This is a genomic window from Nocardiopsis halophila DSM 44494, assembly GCF_000341245.1.
GTDB classification, from domain to species: Bacteria; Actinomycetota; Actinomycetes; order Streptosporangiales; family Streptosporangiaceae; genus Nocardiopsis_A; species Nocardiopsis_A halophila.
This window is the reverse complement of sequence record NZ_ANAD01000197.1, coordinates 1-18,455: the sequence shown is the minus strand read 5'-3', so window position 1 is coordinate 18,455 and position 18,455 is coordinate 1. Positions and strand designations below refer to the sequence as shown.

Annotated in this window: 16 protein-coding genes; 3 read left to right on the top strand and 13 right to left on the bottom strand. The window is 73.5% G+C overall.

The features are described from left to right. Nucleotides 1-656: 656 nt before the first annotated feature. The 3 genes from D450_RS0122570 to D450_RS0122560 form a co-directional block, all read right to left on the bottom strand. Complete coding sequence (locus tag D450_RS0122570; protein WP_017540905.1) at nt 657-1,706, bottom strand: alcohol dehydrogenase catalytic domain-containing protein; 1,050 nt, start codon at nt 1,704-1,706, stop codon at nt 657-659. A gap of 91 nt (nt 1,707-1,797) precedes the next feature. Continuing rightward, the gene (locus tag D450_RS0122565) at nt 1,798-2,883 is read right to left on the bottom strand and encodes an alkene reductase (RefSeq protein WP_017540904.1); all 1,086 of its coding nucleotides are present in this window, start codon (nt 2,881-2,883) and stop codon (nt 1,798-1,800) included. A 33-nt stretch (nt 2,884-2,916) separates the two neighbouring features. Further along, a complete protein-coding gene (locus D450_RS0122560) occupies nt 2,917-3,393 on the bottom strand; it encodes a RidA family protein (protein WP_241483245.1) in 477 nt (158 codons plus the stop codon). Between the two features lie 48 nt (nt 3,394-3,441). On the opposite strand from D450_RS0122560, the gene D450_RS0122555 reads away from it, so the two are divergent. Continuing rightward, the gene (locus D450_RS0122555; protein ID WP_017540902.1) at nt 3,442-3,891 is read left to right on the top strand and encodes a MarR family winged helix-turn-helix transcriptional regulator; all 450 of its coding nucleotides are present in this window, start codon (nt 3,442-3,444) and stop codon (nt 3,889-3,891) included. 125 nt (nt 3,892-4,016) lie between these two features. On the opposite strand, the gene D450_RS0122550 is transcribed toward D450_RS0122555, so the two are convergent. From D450_RS0122550 to D450_RS0122540, 3 genes are all read right to left on the bottom strand, one after another. Next, nucleotides 4,017-5,639 carry an MFS transporter gene (locus tag D450_RS0122550; RefSeq protein WP_017540901.1) on the bottom strand — a complete coding sequence of 541 codons (1,623 nt, stop codon included), beginning with the start codon at nt 5,637-5,639 and terminating at the stop codon, nt 4,017-4,019. A 158-nt stretch (nt 5,640-5,797) separates the two neighbouring features. Next, on the bottom strand, nt 5,798-6,739 hold the full coding sequence (locus tag D450_RS0122545; protein WP_017540900.1) for a class I SAM-dependent methyltransferase: 942 nt from the start codon (nt 6,737-6,739) through the stop codon (nt 5,798-5,800). 49 nt (nt 6,740-6,788) lie between these two features. Continuing rightward, on the bottom strand, nt 6,789-7,739 hold the full coding sequence (locus D450_RS0122540; protein ID WP_017540899.1) for an NAD(P)/FAD-dependent oxidoreductase: 951 nt from the start codon (nt 7,737-7,739) through the stop codon (nt 6,789-6,791). A 67-nt stretch (nt 7,740-7,806) separates the two neighbouring features. Between D450_RS0122540 and D450_RS0122535 the strand changes: the two genes are divergently transcribed. Both D450_RS0122535 and D450_RS0122530 read left to right on the top strand, forming a co-directional pair. Further along, a complete protein-coding gene (locus D450_RS0122535; RefSeq protein WP_017540898.1) occupies nt 7,807-8,418 on the top strand; it encodes a helix-turn-helix domain-containing protein in 612 nt (203 codons plus the stop codon). 111 nt (nt 8,419-8,529) lie between these two features. Continuing rightward, nucleotides 8,530-9,051 (top strand): DUF7144 family membrane protein, encoded by a 522-nt coding sequence (locus tag D450_RS0122530; protein WP_017540897.1) that lies wholly within the window; start codon nt 8,530-8,532, stop codon nt 9,049-9,051. Nucleotides 9,052-9,481: 430 nt separating this feature from the next. On the opposite strand, the gene D450_RS0122520 is transcribed toward D450_RS0122530, so the two are convergent. From D450_RS0122520 to D450_RS0122490, 7 genes are all read right to left on the bottom strand, one after another. Then, complete coding sequence (locus D450_RS0122520) at nt 9,482-10,618, bottom strand: FAD-dependent oxidoreductase (protein WP_017540895.1); 1,137 nt, start codon at nt 10,616-10,618, stop codon at nt 9,482-9,484. A 143-nt stretch (nt 10,619-10,761) separates the two neighbouring features. Continuing rightward, entirely contained in the window at nt 10,762-13,290 is a 2,529-nt protein-coding gene (locus D450_RS0122515) for a glycoside hydrolase family 2 protein (protein WP_017540894.1), read from the bottom strand. 26 nt (nt 13,291-13,316) lie between these two features. Next, nucleotides 13,317-14,240 (bottom strand): ABC transporter ATP-binding protein, encoded by a 924-nt coding sequence (locus D450_RS0122510; RefSeq protein WP_017540893.1) that lies wholly within the window; start codon nt 14,238-14,240, stop codon nt 13,317-13,319. A 16-nt stretch (nt 14,241-14,256) separates the two neighbouring features. Continuing rightward, a complete protein-coding gene (locus D450_RS0122505; protein WP_017540892.1) occupies nt 14,257-15,207 on the bottom strand; it encodes an ABC transporter ATP-binding protein in 951 nt (316 codons plus the stop codon). 4 nt (nt 15,208-15,211) lie between these two features. Then, a complete protein-coding gene (locus D450_RS0122500; RefSeq protein ID WP_017540891.1) occupies nt 15,212-16,108 on the bottom strand; it encodes an ABC transporter permease in 897 nt (298 codons plus the stop codon). Further along, nucleotides 16,108-17,100 (bottom strand): ABC transporter permease, encoded by a 993-nt coding sequence (locus D450_RS0122495; protein ID WP_017540890.1) that lies wholly within the window; start codon nt 17,098-17,100, stop codon nt 16,108-16,110. Before D450_RS0122495 ends, D450_RS0122500 begins: the two co-directional genes overlap by 1 nt. A gap of 3 nt (nt 17,101-17,103) precedes the next feature. Next, nucleotides 17,104-18,455, bottom strand: a 1,352-nt coding sequence (locus D450_RS0122490; protein WP_017540889.1) for an ABC transporter substrate-binding protein, incomplete at its 5' end; no start/stop codon positions are given.

Here is an 18,455-nt window from a genome sequence, read left to right as displayed (position 1 = left end):
GGGCGGCGCAAGCGATTCAGCCACCCTTTCGTGGATTCGTTCCAGCCGAATCCGAGGGGAATGTCGGTGTATAGGGAGCCGAAACGGGCTGAGGCCGCTCGGGTGTCCTGGAAACGTTCGCGATGTGCGCGCGAAAGGTGATTGGACCGATAAGCGGCGCCGGGGGTGCGGAGTGTCGCGGCGTGGCGCTCTGAGGCATTCGCCGGTGTGCAGGGGGCGCCCTGGAGAACGGCGGTGCCGTCGCGGTGAAAGGGTCTACCTTCGGTCCGGTATTTCGCCGCGAGGCGGCCCGGAACCCGGGGCGGGGAGGGGTTTCCCGTAGAACCGCCGGGGTGGCGGGGTTCATTTCCGCTCAGCGCGCGCCCATCATCGACCAGCCCCCGCTCCTCTTCGCCAAGGGGTGCGCCCGGCTTCCGGACCTGCGCCGGAGGGCGACCGGTCCGCCGGTGGACGACGACGTGTTCATCCCCCAGGGAGGCGGTGATGTCGCCCTGGGCCACCGGTGCCCGGGGGAGGACGTGGTCCTCTCAATCCTGACCGAGCTCTCCACACGGTTGGCGGCACTGGACTGCACAGGGCCTGAACAGGACCGGACCATCCCCGTAGGGCGCATTCCCACGCGGCCCCGGGACGGTTCGGTCATCGAGTGCGCCGGTTCAGGCGGCCGGAGGCGCCACCAGGACCCGTAGGTGCTCCCCGGCGTGCATGAGCCCGAAGGCCTCGTCCAGGTCCTTGCCCGGCGGCGGCAGCGGGACCGGAGGGGACACCAGCGCCTCCAGGTCGAGGAACTGGCCGGGGCCCAGCAGCCAGTCCACGCCCCGCAGGAAGTCCGCGGCCGCGTAGCCGTGCACCCCGGCCACCGTCAGGTGCCGGGCCGCCAGGTCCGCCGGGTCGAGGCGCACCTCGGCCGTGCCCGGGCCGACCGCGCCCGCCGCCACCACGCGGCCCCCGGCCTCCGCCGCGCCGAGCGCGGCCGCGAAGGCCTCGGGGCTCCCCGACGCCTCCACCACCAGGGGGAAGGCCAGCCCGTCCGGGACGTCGGTCCGCGCCCCCAGCCGCCGCACCGCGGCGCTCCGCCGCGGCGCCGGGTCGTGCACGTAGACCGTGCGCCCTTCCGAGCGCAGCATCGCCGCGCAGTAGGCGCCGACCGTCCCGGCGCCCAGCACCAGCGCGGGGTCGCCCGGCTCGGCGGCGCCGCCGGCGGAGAGCACGGCGGCAGCGGTGGCCGCCGCGCACCCCGCCGAGACCACGTGCGCATCGCCCGCCCAGCCCGGCACCCGCAGCACCGGCACGCCCGGCAGCAGCCGCACCCCGTCGGCGAGCGTCCCGGTGGCGTGCGGGGCCCGGTCGGCGCCCTCGTGCCCGTAGGTGAGCACCGAGCGGCACGCCGCCTCCAGCCCGCGCGTGCACCGGTCGCATGTGCCGCAGGCGCCGAACCGTGCGAACACCACCCGGTCGCCGGGGCGCAGCGGGGTGCCCCGCAGGTCGCGGGTCCCCGGGTCGGCGGCGGCGACGGTGCCCGCGCCCTCGTGCCCGAGCACCGTGCGCTCGGGCGCCGGGCGCCTCCCGAGCACGGTGTGCAGGTCCGAGCCGCACACCGCGGCGGCCTCGATGTGCACGTCGATCTCGCCGGGCGCGCGCTCCGGAAGGAGCAGTTCCTCGACCCGCACGGCCCCGCGGTCCAAGACCGCGGCCGACACCCGCATGTTCCCTCCCCGGTGGCCTCTCCGGGGCGATCCTGCACCGCGCGTCCGAACGTCCGCCGCCGATCGGGTGGACGCGCGGTGAACCGGCGTCCTACGCCCGTGGGTAGTCGATGTACCCCTCGGCCCCGCCGCCGTAGACCAGGTCCCACTTCGGCTCGGCCAGGGGTGCTCCGGAGGCGAACCGCTCAGGGAGGTCGGGGTTGGCGATGAACAGCCGCCCGAAGGAGAACAGGTCCGCCGTCCCCGACTCCAGCAGCGGCTCCGCCTGGTCGCGCCGCGTGGGGGCGCTCCCGTTGTAGTTGGCGACCAGCGTGCCCGACCACCGGGGGCGCAGGTCGGCCAGGGCGGGGTAGGAGCCGCGCTCGATCACGTGGAGGTAGGCGAGGCCCATCGGGTCCAGCGCTTCGAGGAGCGAACGGTAGGTGGCCGCAGGGTCCTCCTCCGCGATCTCGTTCTCCGGGTTGCCGGGGGAGATGCGCAGCCCGACCCGCTCGGCCCCGACCTCCCGGGCGACCGCCCCGACGACCTCGCGGGCGAAGCGCGTCCGGCCCGCGACCGAGCCCCCGTAGCGGTCGTCGCGCCGGTTGGTGTTCTCGGCCAGGAACTGCTGGATCAGGTAGCCGTTGGCGCCGTGGACCTCTACGCCGTCGAATCCGGCGTCGACGGCGTTGCGCGCGGCGGCCGCGAAGCGCGCGACCGCCTCCTCGGCCTCGCCGGTCGTCATCGCCCTGGGCGTCACGTGGGGCAGGTGCCCTTGGGACGTGAAGATGTCCCCGGCCGTGATCCGCACGGCGGAGGGGGCGAGCGGCGTCCGGGAGCCGCCGAGGGTGACCGGGTGCGTCATCCGGCCCACATGCCAGAGCTGGGCGAAGATGCGGCCCCCGGCGGCATGGACGGCGGAGGTGACGCCGCGCCAGGCGGCGGTCTGCTCCTCGGTCGCGATGCCGGGGATGCCCGGGCCGCCCTTGGCTGCCGCGTCCACCCAGAGGCCTTCGCTGACGATGAGGCCCGCGCCCGCCCGCTGGGCGTAGTAGGCGGCGGTGAGCGCGTCGGGCGTGCCGGTGCGGTCGTCGGTGCGCCCACGGGTCATCGGTGCCATGGCGATTCTGTTGGGCAGGCGGAGCGCCCCCTTCTCATAGGGGCGGAGCAGCGGGCTCGTGGTGGTGAGGGCGGGCATCGGCGGGGTTCCTTTCCGGTGGGCGGGGCCGGGTCAGCGGTCGAGGGCGGTGGCCTCGACCTCGATCAGCCAGTCGGGCTGAGCGAGCGAGGAGACCTCCAGCAGGGTGTCGGCGGGGTAGGGCTCGGACAGGAACTCCCCGCGGAGGCGGATCACGTCGTCCAGGTGTGCCCGCATGTCGCGGACGAAGATGCCGACCTTGACCACGTCGCCCGGGTCGGCGCCTGCGGCGGCCAGGACGCGGCGGAGGTTGGCGAAGGCCTGGCGGCCCTGTTCCAGGAAGCCGCCGGGCACGGTGCGGCCCTGTTCGTCGATCCCGGCCTGGCCGGAGACGTGGACGAACCCTCCGGCGCGCACCGCCTGGGAGATGCGGTAGGGGGCGTACCAGTCGGGGTCGGTGCTCACTTTGCGGATCCCGTGGACGGCGGTGCCGGCGGGTGCGCCGGTGGTCGTGTCGGCGGGCATCGGGGTCTCCTGTCGAATATGCATGTACATGAATTGCTTGTACATGCATAAGTTGGCACTGCATGTACTCTGGTGTCAAGCAAGGAGGGGCCGATGGACGCCGTACTGATGTGGGACCAGGTCGTCGCGCTCAGCGGAAGGGTCGAGCACGAGCTGGCGCGCGCGCTGCAGCGCGGACACGGGATCGGGCTGTCGGAGTTCCGTGCGCTCTGCAAACTCGCCTCGGCCGACGACGGGGAGCTGCGCATGCAGGAGCTCGCCGAACGCATCGGCCTGAACCAGAGCTCGATCAGCCGTCTCGTCGGGCGCATGGAGTCCGCCGGGCTGACCCGCCGGGACATGTGCGACGGGGACCGCAGGGGCGTCTACTCCGTCATCACCGACGAGGGGCGTGCCCGCCACGCGGAGGCCGCTCCGACCTATGACGAGGCCCTGCGCCAGGCCCTGGACCGTGCGGTGGGCGACCCCGGCGTCGGCGAGCTGGCGGCGCTGCTCACCGGTGGAGCGCGCGCGGGGGCGCCCGCGCAGGGCGCCCCCGCCTGACCGTCCGGGTGGCCCGTCAGTCCTCTAGGAACTCGACCTTCGACGAGTCCAGGTGGTACCGGGCGGAACCGGACACCGCCGCGGGACACCGCCGCCGGGCACTGCCACCGGACGGCCCGCGCCGCTCACCCCCCGGCGCCTCCGCCGACCGCGGCCGCCTCCTTTCCGGCTCCGTCCTCTCCGGAGCCCTTTCCTGAGACGGCCTCCTCGCCGGAGCCGTCGTCGAGCAGGACGTGCCGGAGCTTCCAGGCGACCAGGAGGGCGGTCGCCGCCATGACCACCGCACCGAAGCCGTATCCGGCCTGCAGGCTCGTGGTGAACGCGGCCTGGGAGGCCTCCAGCAGCGCGCGGCCGGTCCCTCCGCCCAGCTCCCCGGCGGCGGTGACGGCGCCGCCGATGCTCTCCCCGGCCGAGTCGAGGGTGTCCTCCGGAACGCCCCCGGGGGTCGAGGCGTCCAGCGAGCGGCGGTAGACGACCGCGGAGATCGTGCCCAGGACCGCCAGGCTCATCGCCTGGCCGAAGCCCCCGGCGACGTCCCCCACGGCCGCCGCGGACCCCGCCTGCCGGGGCGGGGCGGTGCCCACCGCCAGGTTGGTCGAGAGCGGGAAGAGCGGGCCCAGGGCCAGGGCGATCAGCGTGACCAGGCCGACCAGCACCGGCGCTCCGGCCTGTCCGGCGAGCAGCGCGATGCCGCCCGCGCCGGCCGCGGCCACCGCCAGTCCGCCCGCCATCACGAAGGCGGGGCGCACCCACCGGATCAGGACCGGCGCCGCCAGGCCGCCGGCGATCGAGGCGGCGGCGGGCGCGATCATCAGCAGCCCCGCCCGCCCGGGCGGGAGCCCCAGGACCGCCTGCAGGTGCTGGGTGAAGAGCATGTCGGAGCCGCCGTAGGCCATCAGCATCAGCAGCATCGCGCCCATCGACACCGAGAAGGCCGGGAAGGTGAACAGCCGCAGGTCCACCAGCGGGTCCGCGACGCGCAGTTGGCGGCGGACGAACACCGCGCCCAGCGCGACGCCCGCGGCCACCGACGCCGCGTAGGGCCACACCGCCCCGCCCGAGCCGGTGGCCTGCGCGTCGGCGATCTCCTGCAGGCCGAAGATCACGGCGACGATGGCGCCCATGGACAGCAGGGCGCTCACCATGTCCACGCGCCCGGCCGCCTCCCCGCGCAGGGCCGGCAGCAGCGGGGCGCTCAGCAGCAGGACCACGGCGGCGGGGACGTTGGCCAGGAAGACCGCACCCCACCAGAAGTGCTCCAGCACGGCGCCGGCCAGCGGCGGCCCGATCGCCATCCCGGCCGAGAAGGCGCTCATGATCACCGCGATCGCCACCGAGAACCGGCGCGGGTCGGGGAACACGGCGCGCAGCATCGCGATGACGGCGGGCATGAAGGTCGCGGCGGCCATGCCCAGGACCGCGCGCAGGGCGATCAGCGCCTCGGGGCCGGGCGCGTACGCGGCGGCCAGCGAGGCCAGTCCGTAGACCGAGACCCCGGCGAGCAGCAGGCGGCGGGCGCCGGCCCGGGAGACCAGGCGCCCCATGGTCAGCGCCAGGCCGACGGCCAGGAAGTCCCCCACGTGGAGGATCCAGAGCATCTGCGTGCTGCCCGGCGCCAGGTCGGCGGCGATCCGCGGGAGCGCCATGAACAGGACGGTCATGTCGGTGGCCGCCATCAGCAGCGGGAGCGTCAGCACGGCCAGGCCGAGCCAGGCGCGCCATCCCGGGCGGCGGGAGTCGGGCGTCATCGCGGATCCTCTCGACGGTCGGCGTCGCGGTCCCGCCGCGGGGTTCCGGGGCGGTCGTGCCGATCGTAGAAGTTCAAGCTAACTTGAACTCAAGAGAGGGGGCGGGTGGATCGTGCGGCCCTCTGCGATCCCCCCGCCCCTCCGCGGCCCCCGAGCGGCTACCCGGCGTACGCGCGTGCGGTGTGGACCGTGGTGGCCGACAGCAGGAACGCGTCGGGCCGCCAACGGATCCCCTCCTCAGAGGCGTCGTCGAGCAGGACGTCCAGGGCCGCGGTGTCGTCGGCGTCCAGCACGTCCCCGGCCTGCTCGCGCACCCGGGCGAACTGGTCGCGGATGTAGCCGCGCTCGACCGGGCCGAGCGGCGCCGGCAGGTCGAGGAGGAACGTGCGCGACCCCGACGGCACGAGGCCCGCGCGCGCGAGCATCGCCGGCCAGTCCTCCACGGTCCGCACCGAGCCGGGGAGCCCTTCGCGCATCCGGCCGAAGGACTCCTCCAGCGCGGCGTCGAGCCGCGCCTGCAGCCCCGGGCGGCCGATGCCGATGTCGCGGGGGAGGAAGCGCTCGGGCAGGCCCCGCTCGGCCACCGCCAGCACGCCGCCGGGCGCCAGGTGCGCGGCGAGCGTGTCCAGCGCCTGCTGCTGGTCGCCGAAGTGGTGGACCGCGTTGCTGCTCCAGATCAGGTCGGCGGTGCCCAGCTTGCCGAAGTCGTCGGGCAGGTCCACCGCCAGAGTGGACAGGCGGTGCTCCAGGCCCAGGCGCGCCGCGCGCGCGTCCACCCGCTCCAGGAGCCCGGAGGCCTGGTCCGCGGCGACGACCTCGGCGCGGGGGAAGCGCTCGGCGAACAGGGAGGCGACGACCCCCGGGCCGCTTCCGACGTCGACGATGCGCGCCGACGGCGCGGAGGCCCGGTCCTCGCCCAGGACCGAGTGGAGCCAGTCGACCGCCTGCCCGTAGAGCGGGGTGCGCAGTTCGGCCTCGGTCTCCAGGCGGTCCGCCATGGCCTCCCAGAAGGCGGGGTCGGTGTGCTCGGGGTGTCCGTGCCCGTGGCCGTGTCCGTGCCCGTGGCCATTGCCGTGCCCCTGTTCGTGCGTGTCCTGCATGGTGGCTCCCTCGAATCCTTCGGTTTCCGGTCCTGCGGAGTCCGGCCGGTCAGCGGTCGCCGTGCGCGGCGACGGCCTGGTCGATCTCCGCGTTGATCAGGTCGTGGTCGATGGCGAAGGCGGCGCGGCTGCCCATGGACGCGGCGACGATCACCTGTGCCATCGGGTCGGCGACGACGCCCGCCGCCCAGACGCCGGGGACGCTCGTCCGGCCCATGGGGTCGGTCGCGGCGCTTCCGTCCTCATCGCGCGCGCATCCCAGGTCGTCCAGCAGCGTCCCAGAGGGGACCATCGTCGGCGGGGCGAACACGGCGGTGCGCGGAACGGCGGTTCCGTCGTCCAGCTCCACCTCTTGGAGCTCGCCGTCGACGGCCTTGAGCCCGCGGACCCTGCCCTCGACGAGGCGGACCCCGCGCGCCTCCAGGCGGAGGCGGTCGTCGGCGCCGAGCTCCTGCCCGTGCGTGAAGTAGACGAGGTCGGAGGACCACTTCTTCAGCATGAGCGCCTGCATCGTGGCGTACGGCCCCGTGCCGAGCACGCCGATCGGCCGGTCGCGCACCTCATAGCCGTGGCAGTAGGGGCAGTGCAGCACGTACCGGCCCCAGCCCTCGCGGAGCCCGGGCAGCTCCGGAAGCTCGTCCCGGAGCCCGGTGGCGATGACGAGGCGCCGTGCCTCCACGGCTCCGCCGCCGTCGAGGAGCACCCGGAATCCGTCCCCCGCGCGCTCGGCCCGCACGGCGCGCGCATCGATGACCTCGGCGCCGTACCCCTCGGCCTCCTTACGGCCGATCGCCAGGAACTCCTGGGGTGGAATCCCCTCCCGCCCCAGGTAGTTGTGCATGTGCGCGGCCGGGGCGTTGCGCGGCTCGCCCGCGTCGACCACCGCCACCGAGCGCAGCGCCCGCGCCAGGACCAGCGCCGCGCTGAGCCCCGCCGCGCCGCCGCCGACGACGGCGGCGTCCTTGATCTCGGTCATCGTGACCACCTCCGTGGACACCATGCGCCGTAGGAAATGAAAACGGCAATCATTGTTGCTGTTTCCGGGACGGGGTGCTGCAATGGCGGGTATGGGCGGTGATGAGCGGGCACGCGACGACGCGGCACTGAACGAGGCGCTCGACGAGGTCGGCCCGAGGCTGAAGCGGCTGCGCACCGGGCGCGGCGTGACGCTGGCGGAGCTGGCCGCGGCGACCGGCATCTCCAAGAGCACCCTCTCGCGCCTGGAGTCGGGGCAGCGCAGGCCCAGCCTGGAGCTGCTGCTGCCGATCTCCCAGGCGCACCAGGTGCCGCTGGACGAGCTGGTGGGGGCGCCGGAGGTGGGCGACCCCCGGATCCGGATGAAGCCGGTGCAGCGGTACGGCGCGACCGTGGTGCCGCTGACCCGCCAGCCCGGCTCCATCCAGGCGTACAAGATGATCATCCCCGCCGACCGGGACACCCCCGACCCGCAGACCCACGAGGGCTACGAGTGGTTCTACGTCATGGCGGGCCGGCTGCGCCTGGTCCTGGCCGACCACGACCTGGTGCTGGGCCCGGGCGAGGCCGCCGAGTTCGACACGCGCCTGCCGCACTGGTTCGGCACCACGGGCGAGGGGCCGGTGGAGATCCTCAGCCTGTTCGGGCGCCAGGGGGAGCGCATGCATGTGCGCGCCCGGCCCACGAAGCGCGGGGATGGCTGAGAATTTGCCCGCAGGTGGCGGACCGGGCGTGGAACGGCGCGCCGCCGTTCGTGCACGGTGGCCTGAGGGGGCCGGCGGTACGGGGCCGCGGCCCCGGAACGGGGGAAGCGCATGAGCCGGAAGCGCACGGACGGCTGGCGCGTCTTCGCCGCGTCGATGCTGGTCTTCGGCGGGGCGATCAATTTCGTGCAGGGGATGGTGGCGTCCTTCGCCTCGGACTTCTACCGCGTGGAGCAGGGCGGGACCCTGCTGTTCGACTACGCCGCGTGGGGCCTCGTGCTGGCGGTGTGGGGCGCGGTGCTCATGGCGGCCGGGGCCGCCGCGCTGAGTGGCCGGATGTGGGCGCGGGCCGTCGGCGTCCTGGCCGCCGGCCTGAACGCGGTCGCCCAGCTCGCGTTCGTCGAGCCCTACCCGGTCTGGGCGGTGCTGGTGATCGCCGTGGACGTGCTGGTCGTCTACGGCCTCACCGCGGCCTGGACACCCGCCGGGCCACCGGTGCCGGAGGCGGACACGGAGCGGGACGCCTACCGGGCCGGACGCTCCGACGCCGACGAGGCACCCGTCCCGGGCGACGAGACGCGGGAGCCGAGGCGTCCGCTGCACCACGGCGGACACGAGCAGTCGCTGAGCTGAGCGGTGCTGAACCGCCGCGCCGGGCTCAGGGGTCGGGTGTGAACACGATCAGCCCGAGCAGCGTGCCCGCGGGCACGACGGCCAGGGCGGCCCAGGGCACCCACGGCCGCCGCCGGGCCANGCCCGCCACGGCCACGGCCGTCGCCGCGAGCGCGTAGGAGGGGACCATGCTGTGGTCGCCCTGCTCCCGGGCCTGCTCGCACTGGGCGCGGCCCATATCGGTCAAGGCCAGGAAGCACTCGGGCGGTTCGCTGACGAGGAGCGCGGTGAAGAGCGTCCAGAGGACGCCCACGCCCGCCAGCAGGGTCGTGGCGATGAGCGCGGCGGTTCCCGGCCCGGAGAGGCCGGGCGCGCGCGCCGCGGCGCTCGGCGGGGGATCGGTGGGGGCCATGGAGGCAGCGTAGCCGCGGCGCCCGGAGCGCGCCCGGGGTCACCCGCGCGGGGCGTCCAGTGCGAAGGAGGGGTCGCCGGGATCCCCGCCTTCGGCGAGGTCGGCCGTCAGCTCGCCGATGAGCGGTGCGTACTTCGCCCCGTGGCCGGAGCAGGGGGAGCAGACGACGACCGGCCCCGACCGGTCGAGGACGAACTCCTCGTCCGGGGTCGACGTGTACAGGCACGTGGCCTCGTTGAACGGTTCAGGAGCCAGACCGGGAAGCCACTCGCGCACGTAGGCGGTGACGCGCTCGCGCGCGCGGGGATCGACCACCCCGCTCCGGATGTCCGGAGTGACGGGAGGGCCGAGGGGGTCGAGGAATTCCGCGATCTTGCGGCCGTCGCCGGGGCCGCCGTCGCGTCCGCCCGAGAGGCTGTAGGTCAGCGGGTCGCGGTGGTGGATGATCGTCGGGGCGTCGCCCGCCAGCGCGTGGCGGGGGAAGTGGAAGACCTGCTGCTGCGTCACGGTCAACCGGGGGAGCGGCACGACCGGATCCGGCCCCTCCAGGAGATCGGACGCCCAGGCCCCCGCCGCCACGACGACCCGGTCGGCGCGCACCGTGCCCGCGCTCGTGGTGAGGACGGCGTGGTCTCCTCGCCGGGAGATCCCCAGGACGGCCGTGCGGGGGTGGAAGGCGCATCCGTCGCGCCGGGCGAGCTCGATGAACGCCCAGACCGCGCCTTCGGGGTCGACGGTCCCCGCCTCAGGGTGGAAGAGCACCCTGCCCTCGAAGCGCGCGCCCGGCCAGCGCCGCTCGGCCTCCGCGGGGGTGAGGGCCTCGTAGGGGACCCCTTCGCCGTCCAGGGCGGAAGTGATCGCGCCGACGTCGGCGCCCCCGTGGTCGACCCCGCCCGTCATCCTGAGCAGCGCCCGGCCGGACTCCTCCTCGGTCGCACGCCAGAGCTCCATGGCCCGGCCGGTGAGGCGGACATGCCGGGCGTCGGCATAGGCGCGACGCACGATGCGGGCGCTGCCGTGCGAGCTGCCGAGGCCGTGCCCGGGGCCGTGGCGCTCGAAGAGGGCGACCCCGTGCCCGCGCCGGGCGAGGGCGCGGGCCGTGGCGGCGCCCATCAGCCCGGCGCCGACGACGGCGATCCCGACGGCCTCCTCGACCTGTGCGGCGGTCTCCTCCATGGCGGCTCCTGACCGGCGGCGACGGGTCCCCCGGAGATCCTAGGACGGCCCCCGGCGGGCGGGACAGGCCATCAGGGCGAGCCGTCCCAGGAGCTTGCCGACCTTCGGGCCCGGCCGGACGGCGCCCGGCCGGGCCCGCCGGGTCACCGCCGGCGGACGGCCTCGTTGACGCAGCGCAGCACCGGCGGGGCGCCCAGGGCCGCCGCGTCCTGCTCAGGGACGCCACCGACCGTGAAGGTGTGCGACTCCCCCGGGAGCAGTGTGACCAGCCCGCCGTCGACCTGGCCCGAAGGGGCCAGCCGGTCGGGGAACAGGCACACTTCGCGCAGGAGCGACCCGGCGGTCACGGTCACCCGGAGCACGGGGCCCTCTTCAGAGCCCTCTTCGGCGCCGCGCCCGGTGACCTCCTCCGTGACCGTCTCCGTCTTCACCTCGTACACCGGCTCGGGGAGGTCGGTGTCGGCGTCTTCGGCGAAGAACCACCAGGCGCGCTCGGCGCCCGCCGCCTCGGCGGTGACGCACTCCCGCGCGGGGTCCCCCGCCACCGCGACCTCCGCCGGGAGCGGCAGGCGGGCGGTGCCGCGCGCCTCCACCGAGGCGTGCACCTCGGCCTCGGCCAGGACCGCGCCCGACAGCGAGCGGCGGGCCAGGCGGACCGGCGCCGTCCACGCGCGGTCGGTGTCGTTGCCGAGCACCGCGGCCAGCCCGTCCCCGCCGCCCGGCACCAGGACGGCGACGCGCTCGGCGAACGCGCGGCGCAGCGCGAACCACACGGGCTTGCGCCGCCCCGGCCCGTCCACGGCGGACCACGACAGCGCCGGCCAGCAGTCGTTGAGCTGCCAGACCACGGCCCCCGCGCAGTGCGGCCACTGCGCCCGGAAGTGCCCGACCCCCACGGCCATCGCACGCGCCTGGTTGACCTGGGTGAGGAAGAGCCAGTCCTCGTCGGAGGCGGGGGAGCCGAAGTGCGGTGCGAGACCGCGCGCGAGCTTCCCCGCGCCGTCCTCGGCCTTCTGGTGGCGGAGCACCCCGGGCGCCTCCGGGCCCAGAGGGCCGGCGGGGACCGCCGCGCGCAGGGTCGCATGGGTGGGCGGGGCCTGGAATCCGAACTCGGAGACGAACCGGGGCCGGTACTCCCGGTAGGCGGTGTAGTCGCGCTCGTTCCACACGTCCCAGATGTGCATCGGCCCGTGCGAAGGGTCATTGGGGTGGCGCCCCTCGGGGGCGTACGGGCTGCCCGGGATGTAGGGCCGGGTCGGGTCGAGCTCGGCCACCACGCGCGGCAGCACTCCGCGGTAGTAGCCCTCTCCCCAGGTCCGGTCCCCCAGCTCCTCCTCCCAGCCCCAGTCCACGCGGCCCCACAGGTTCTCGTTGTTGCCGCACCACAGGGCGAGCGAGGGGTGGTGCGCCAGGCGGACGACCGCCTCCCGGGCCTCCATCTCCACCTCAGAGGCGATGGGCTCCTCCTCGGGGTAGGCCGCGCAGGCGAACAGGAAGTCCTGCCAGACGAGCACGCCCTGCTCATCGCACGCCCGGTAGAAGTCCTCACCCTCATAGATGCCCCCGCCCCAGACCCGCAGCAGGTTCGCCCCCGCGTCGGCGGCCTGGCCGATTCGCTCGGCATAGCGCGCGGGCGTGATCCGGGAGGGGAAGCAGTCGTCGGGGATCCAGTTGAACCCCTTCACCAGCACAGGGCGGCCGTTGACCCGGAGGGTGAAGGGCGTGCCGCCGTCGTCGGGGCGCGTGTCCAGCTCCACGGTGCGGAAGCCGACGTCCCGGTGCCAGGTGTCCAGCTCCTGGTCCCCGCGGGCGGCCGTGAGCCTCAGGTCGACCCCGTACAGCGGCTGGTCGCCGTACCCGCGCGGCCACCACGGCCGCGGATCGGGGCAGCGCACCTCGACCGAGGCCCCGCACTGATCGGCCGCCACGTGCACGGCCTCCTCACGGTCGCCGATGCGGGCGGTGAGGGTGAGCGGGACGTCCCGCCCCCGGTCGGTGCGCTCGATCCGCACGTGCAGGCGGACCACGCCGGTGGTGCCCCCGGCCTCCTCTTCGACGGCGACCTCCGGGCGCACCTCGGCCAGGCGGGCGGTGCTCCAGGCGTGCAGCCGCACCGGCCGCCACAGGCCCGAGGTGACCACCGTCGGCCCCCAGTCCCAACCGAAGTTGCAGGCCATCTTGCGGATGAACGCGTACGGCTCGTCATAGGCGCCGGGGCGCGGCCCCAGGCGCTCCCGCATGTCCTCGGCGTAGCGGTAGGGGGAGGCGAAGGCGACGGCCAGCTCACGGCCGGCGCCGCCGCGGACCCGTCCGGTGGCGTCGAACCGGTACGAGCGGTGCATGTTGCGCGCGCGGCCCAGCACCCGGCCGCCGACGCTGACATCGGCGACGGTGTCGAGCCCGTCGAACACCAGGTCCACCCGCTCATGGGCGTTCGCCAGCGCCGCCTCGTCCCCGGTCAGCGCGCGCGTGTAGGCCCAATCGGTGCGCCCGATCCAGGCGCCCTCCTCCTCTGCGCCGCCGGCGGCCGGGTCCTCCAGGAGGCCCGCGGCGATCAGGTCCGTGTGCACGCACCCCGGAACGGAGGCGGGAACCCCCGTGTTCGGGACCCCGGTCCCGTCCGAGGCGGCGTGCAGGGTCCATCCCTCGTCCAGTTCCCTACGGACTGCCATGTGCCACTCCATCCTCGCTCGGGACCTCACTCGGGGCATGTGTCGTTCGAGAAGCAGCCGACGAAATGGCCGGCCCCGACCTCGACCGGGTCGGCCGGGTGCTCGGAGCCGGCCGAGTCGTGCACGGGGCAGGGGCCGGTCTCCGCGTCCAGTTCGGCGTCGGCCTCGGCCCAGGTGCGGTGCATCCGGGGGACGGACGCCAGCAGCCCGCGCGTGTACGGATGCCGGGGCGATGCGAAGACCTCCCCGGTCGGACCCGTCTCCGCGATGCGGCCGCGGCGCAGGATGACCGTGGTGTCGCTGACATAGGTCCCCAAGGACAGGTCGTGCGTCACGAAGAGGATCCCCAGCCCTTCCTCCCGCAGGTCGCCCAGCAGGTTCAGCACGTCGATGCGCGTGGAGGCGTCGAGCATGCTGATGATCTCGTCGGCGACCAGCAGCCGGATGTCCAGCATCAGCGCGCGGGCGATCAGCAGCCGCTGCAGCTGTCCTCCGCTGAGCTGGTGCGGGTAGCGCCCGAGGACCTGCCCCGGGTCGAGGCTGACCCGTTCGATGCTGCGGCGCATGGACGCCCGCCACTCCGTGTCAGGGGTCGCGGCGAAGTACTCGCCCCGCAGCAGCTCGAAGACGCGGTCCACCGGGAAGATCGGGTTGAAACAGCTGAACGGGTCCTGGAAGACGCCTTGGACGTGCCGGTAGTACTCCTTCCGCGCCCGGTGGCCGTTCAGGCCCGCCACGTTCCGGCCGTCGAAGGCGATGGTGCCCGACGTCACCGACGTCAGCCGCAGGACCATGCGCCCGATGGTGCTCTTTCCGCTCCCGCTCTCCCCGATCAGGGAGACCACGGCGCCGGGCGGCACCGTGAGCGAGACGTCGCGCACCGCGTTCAATGGCTGGGTTCCGAAGGTCCCCACGCGGTAGACCTTGGAGACCCGTTCGAGTGTCAGCATCCGGGGCGTCAACCTTTCACTCGGCCTTCCAGCAGGCGACCCGGTGCCCCGGGGCGACCTCGACGAACGGGGGCCGGGTCTCGCACTGGTCGAAGGCCAGCGGGCAGCGGTCCTTGAAGCGGCAGCCCGTGGGCGGGTCGAGCAGGGAGGGCGGGCTGCCGGGGATGCCCTCCTGGCGCCGCTCGTCGATGGTGGCGCCGACCGTGGGGACGGCGGAGAGCAGCATCCGCGTGTAGGGGTGCCGGGGCCGGCGGAGGAGCTCGGACGCCGGCGCCGACTCGGCCGACCGCCCGGCGTACATCACCGTCACGGTGTCGGCGATCTGCGCGACCAGGGCGAGGTCGTGCGAGATGAACAGCATCGCGCCGACGAATCCGCGGTCGCGGAACCCCACCAGCGCCTCGGCCACTGCGCGCTGGTTGGCCACGTCCAGGGCGGATGTGGCCTCGTCGGCGATCAGCAGCGACGGGTCGCGCAGGGTGGACAGCACCAGCACCACGCGCTGCTTCATGCCGCCGGACAGCTCGATCGGGAAGCGCTTCAGGACGTCGCCGTCCAGCCCGACCAGCTCCAGCCGCCGGGTCAGCTCCCGCTTCGCCTCGGAGAAGCGGACCCCGCGCGATTCCAGGAGTTCACCGATCATCCGGCCGATGCGCCGCGTGGGGTTCAGGGCGCTCATCGCGTACTGGGGGATGAGCGAGACCTCGTGGTAGCGGAAGGCCTGCATCGCCCGGTCGTCGCCGATGGGCAGCTCCTCGCCGCCGAGGCGGACCGACCCCCCGACGTGGCGCATCCGGCCGTCCATCCGGATCAGGCTCTTGCCCAGGGTGGACTTGCCGCAGCCGGATTCGCCGACCACGCCCATGATCGCGCCGTCGCCGACCTCCATCGACGCGCCGTCCAGGGCCTGCACGCTCCCCCGCAGGGTCCGGTAGTGCACCCGCAGTTCGGAGACTTCCACGGTCATGGGATCACAGCTCCCTCAGGCGCGGGTTGAAGACCTCGTCCAACCCGACGTTGGCGATGTACAGCGACCCGACGACGGCGGTGATGCCGAGCCCCGGAGGGATGAACCACCACCACGTGCCCAGGTGCAGCGACCCCCACGTCACCGAGTGGTGCATCATCAGGCCCAGCGACACGCCCTCGGTCGGCCCCAGGCCGATGAAGTCCAGGCCGGCCGCGATCAGCACCGCTCCGCCGAACAGCAGGATGAACGACATGACCAGGTAGGAGTACATGTTCGGGGCGACCTCGCGGAGGATGATGCGCCAGGAGCGGCGGCCGCTCAGCCGGGCCAGGTCGACGAACTCCCGCCCCGCCAGGGAGAAGGTCTGCGCACGGATCGCGCGCGCCGCCCACGGCCAGGTGGTCAGCCCGATGAACAGCCCCTGCACCATCAGCCCGCGGGCCTCCAGGTAGGCGGCGGCGATGATGAGCACCACCATCGCGGGCAGCACCAGGACGATGTTGGTGACCATGTTGAGGACCTCGTCCACCAGCCCGCCCCGGTAGCCGCCGACGAAGCCCACGAGCATCCCGAGGACCCCCGCGATCCCGCCGCCCAGCGCGCCCACGGCGAAGGTGGCGCGCAGGCCGTGGACGAACTGGGTGAACACGTCCTGGCCGAAGCTCGTCGTGCCGAACCAGTGGTCGCCCGAGGGGGGCGCGAACTGCGGCCCCACGTAGGCGTTGGGGTCCCCGCTCACGAAGAAGGGGCCGACCATCGCGGTCAGCAGCAGCAGGAGCAGTACCGTCCCGCCGGCCAGGAGTTTGGGGTTGCGCAGGGCGAACCGCAGGTCGTCGAGGCCCCGTCGGCCCGACGGCCCCTCGCCCTGCCCGGTGACCGCCGCTGTATCGAGACTCATCAGGCGCCCCCTTGCATCTGGGTCCGGGTACGCGGGTCGACGACGACGTAGAGCACGTCGACGATCAGGTTGGCGATCAGCACGCCGATGACGATGAACAGGAAGGCGCCCTGGAGCAGGAAGTAGTCGCGGTTGTTCAGGGCCTCGAGGATGAGCGATCCCAGGCCGGGGTAGGCGAAGACGACTTCGGTGAGCAGGGCCCCGGCCACGATCGTGCCCAGTTGCAGCGCCAGTCCGGTGATCTGCGGAAGCATCGCGTTGCGGAAGGCGTACCTGCGCACCAGCCTCCGCGGTGCGCCGAGCGCCCGGAGATAGGACGAGTAGTCGGCTTCGAGCTCGTAGATGATCAGGTTCCGCATGCCGATCGCCCACCCGCCGAAGGCCACGAGGAAGAGCGACAGGAAGGGGAGCACCCAGTGCGCGAGGGCGTCGGAGATGAACTGCCAGGTGAACGCGGGCGTGAGGGCGAAACTGTAGGCGCCTGTGGCCGGGAACCACCCGGCGACCACGCCCAGCCCCCACGCCAGGAGCACCCCTAGCCACATGTAGGGCGTGGCGGTGAGCAGGTAGGACAGGGGCAGGGCCGTGTTGTCCAGCCAGCGGCTGCGTGCGGCGAAGGCGCCGAAGCGGTTGCCCGCGACCCAGCTCAGGAGGATCGCCGGCAGGAGCAGGGCCAGGGTGTAGGGGACCGCCTCCAGGAGCACCTCCGTGACGGGTGTGGGGAACAGCCAGACACTGGTTCCGAGGTCGCCCTGGAACAGCGCGCCCCAGAACCCCAGGTACTGCTTCCACAGCGGCACGTCGAGCCCGAAGAGCTGCGCGTAGTGCTCCTCCATGGAGGCGCGGACCTCCGGGTCGGACACCGAGGCCCGGCCGAGCATGGTGCGCACGGGGTCGCCGGGCATGAAGCGGGGGACCATCCAGTTGACGGTCACCGCCACGAAGAAGGTGAGCGCGTAGAGACCGGTCTTCCGTCCGAGATACCGCCACATGGCTCAGCCGCTCACGGGTTCGATCTCGGTGAGCGTCAGCACGGCGCCCAGCTGGTTGTAGTTCCGCCACGTAGTGGGGTACCAGTGCGGCGTGCCGGAGGCGTCGGAGGGCCAGTTGGTCCAATGGGTCTCGTTGACCTGCGACCACAGGCCGTTGTACCAGAGCGGGATGATCGGCATCTCGTCGAAGTGGATCTCCTGGAGCTCTGAGGTCAGCTCCCGCATCCGCTCGGTGTCCGCGACGTCGATCCGGGCGAGCTCCTCCGTCAGCTCCCACGCCTCTTCGTTCTCGTACCGGCCGAAGTTGACGGTTGTCTGCTGCTCCTGCACCGGCAGGCGGAACATGTAGTCGTAGTAGGTCCACGGGGTGTTGCTGATCTGCCGCTCGTTGTTGAACAGCAGGTCGAACTCGCCGGTGGCCCTGGCGTCCTGCAGGGCGCTGTCGTCGGGGAAGTCCACGGACACCCGGATGCCGGCCTCGGCCGCCCCCTCGGCGACGATGTCGGCCGCCTCCATCCAGTCCGTCCACCCGGACGGCACGATCAGCTCCACCTCGATCGGCTCGCCTTCGGGCGTGGTGAACATGCCGTCGGCGTCCTCGGTGTAGCCGGCCTCCTCCAGGATCGAGCGGGCCTCGTCCGGGTCGTGGGAGAAGCCCTGCTCCTCCGCCAGGTCCTGGTCGACGAAGTCCTCCCAGGCCGGGAGCAGGCCGGTGGGGTCGGCCGGGGTGACGATGCCGCCGTAGGGGCCCTCGGCGATGGCCCCGGTGTCGACCGCGTGCGCCAGCGCCCGCCGGAAGGCCGGGTCGTCCATGGGCTCGCGCTCGGTGTTGGGCACCAGCCAGGTGGTGTTGGCCGAGAGCATGTACGGCGGCTCGTCGTAGTAGGACGAGATCTCCGGGGAGGCCTCCAGGGTGCGGTCGACGCCGGGGAGGAAGTTGTTGCTCAGGTCGACCTCGCCCTGGCTGAGCATGGTGAGGGCGGCGTCGTTGGTGGAGTTGACGATGTCGACGATGTACTCGGGGCGGACCTCCAGGCCGAGTTCCCCTGAGGCCCACCACTCGTCGCGCTTGGCCCACACCATGCGGTCCTGGCCGTGCGTCTCGTAGGCGTAGGGGCCGGTGCCGACCGGGTCCTCGTTGGGGCTGTTGACGACCTCGTCGTCACTGCGCTCGGACCACACGTGCTCGGGGACGACGGGCTCGTTGTACAGCCAGTTGGCCCATTCCTGGCGGCGCGGCTCGGAGAAGGTGAACTCGAGCTCGCGCTCGCCCACCACCTCCACCCCGTCCAGCCAGTCCCACAGGTTGCTGTAGGGGACGGCGTCGATCTTGCCCAGCTCGACGGTGAACGCGA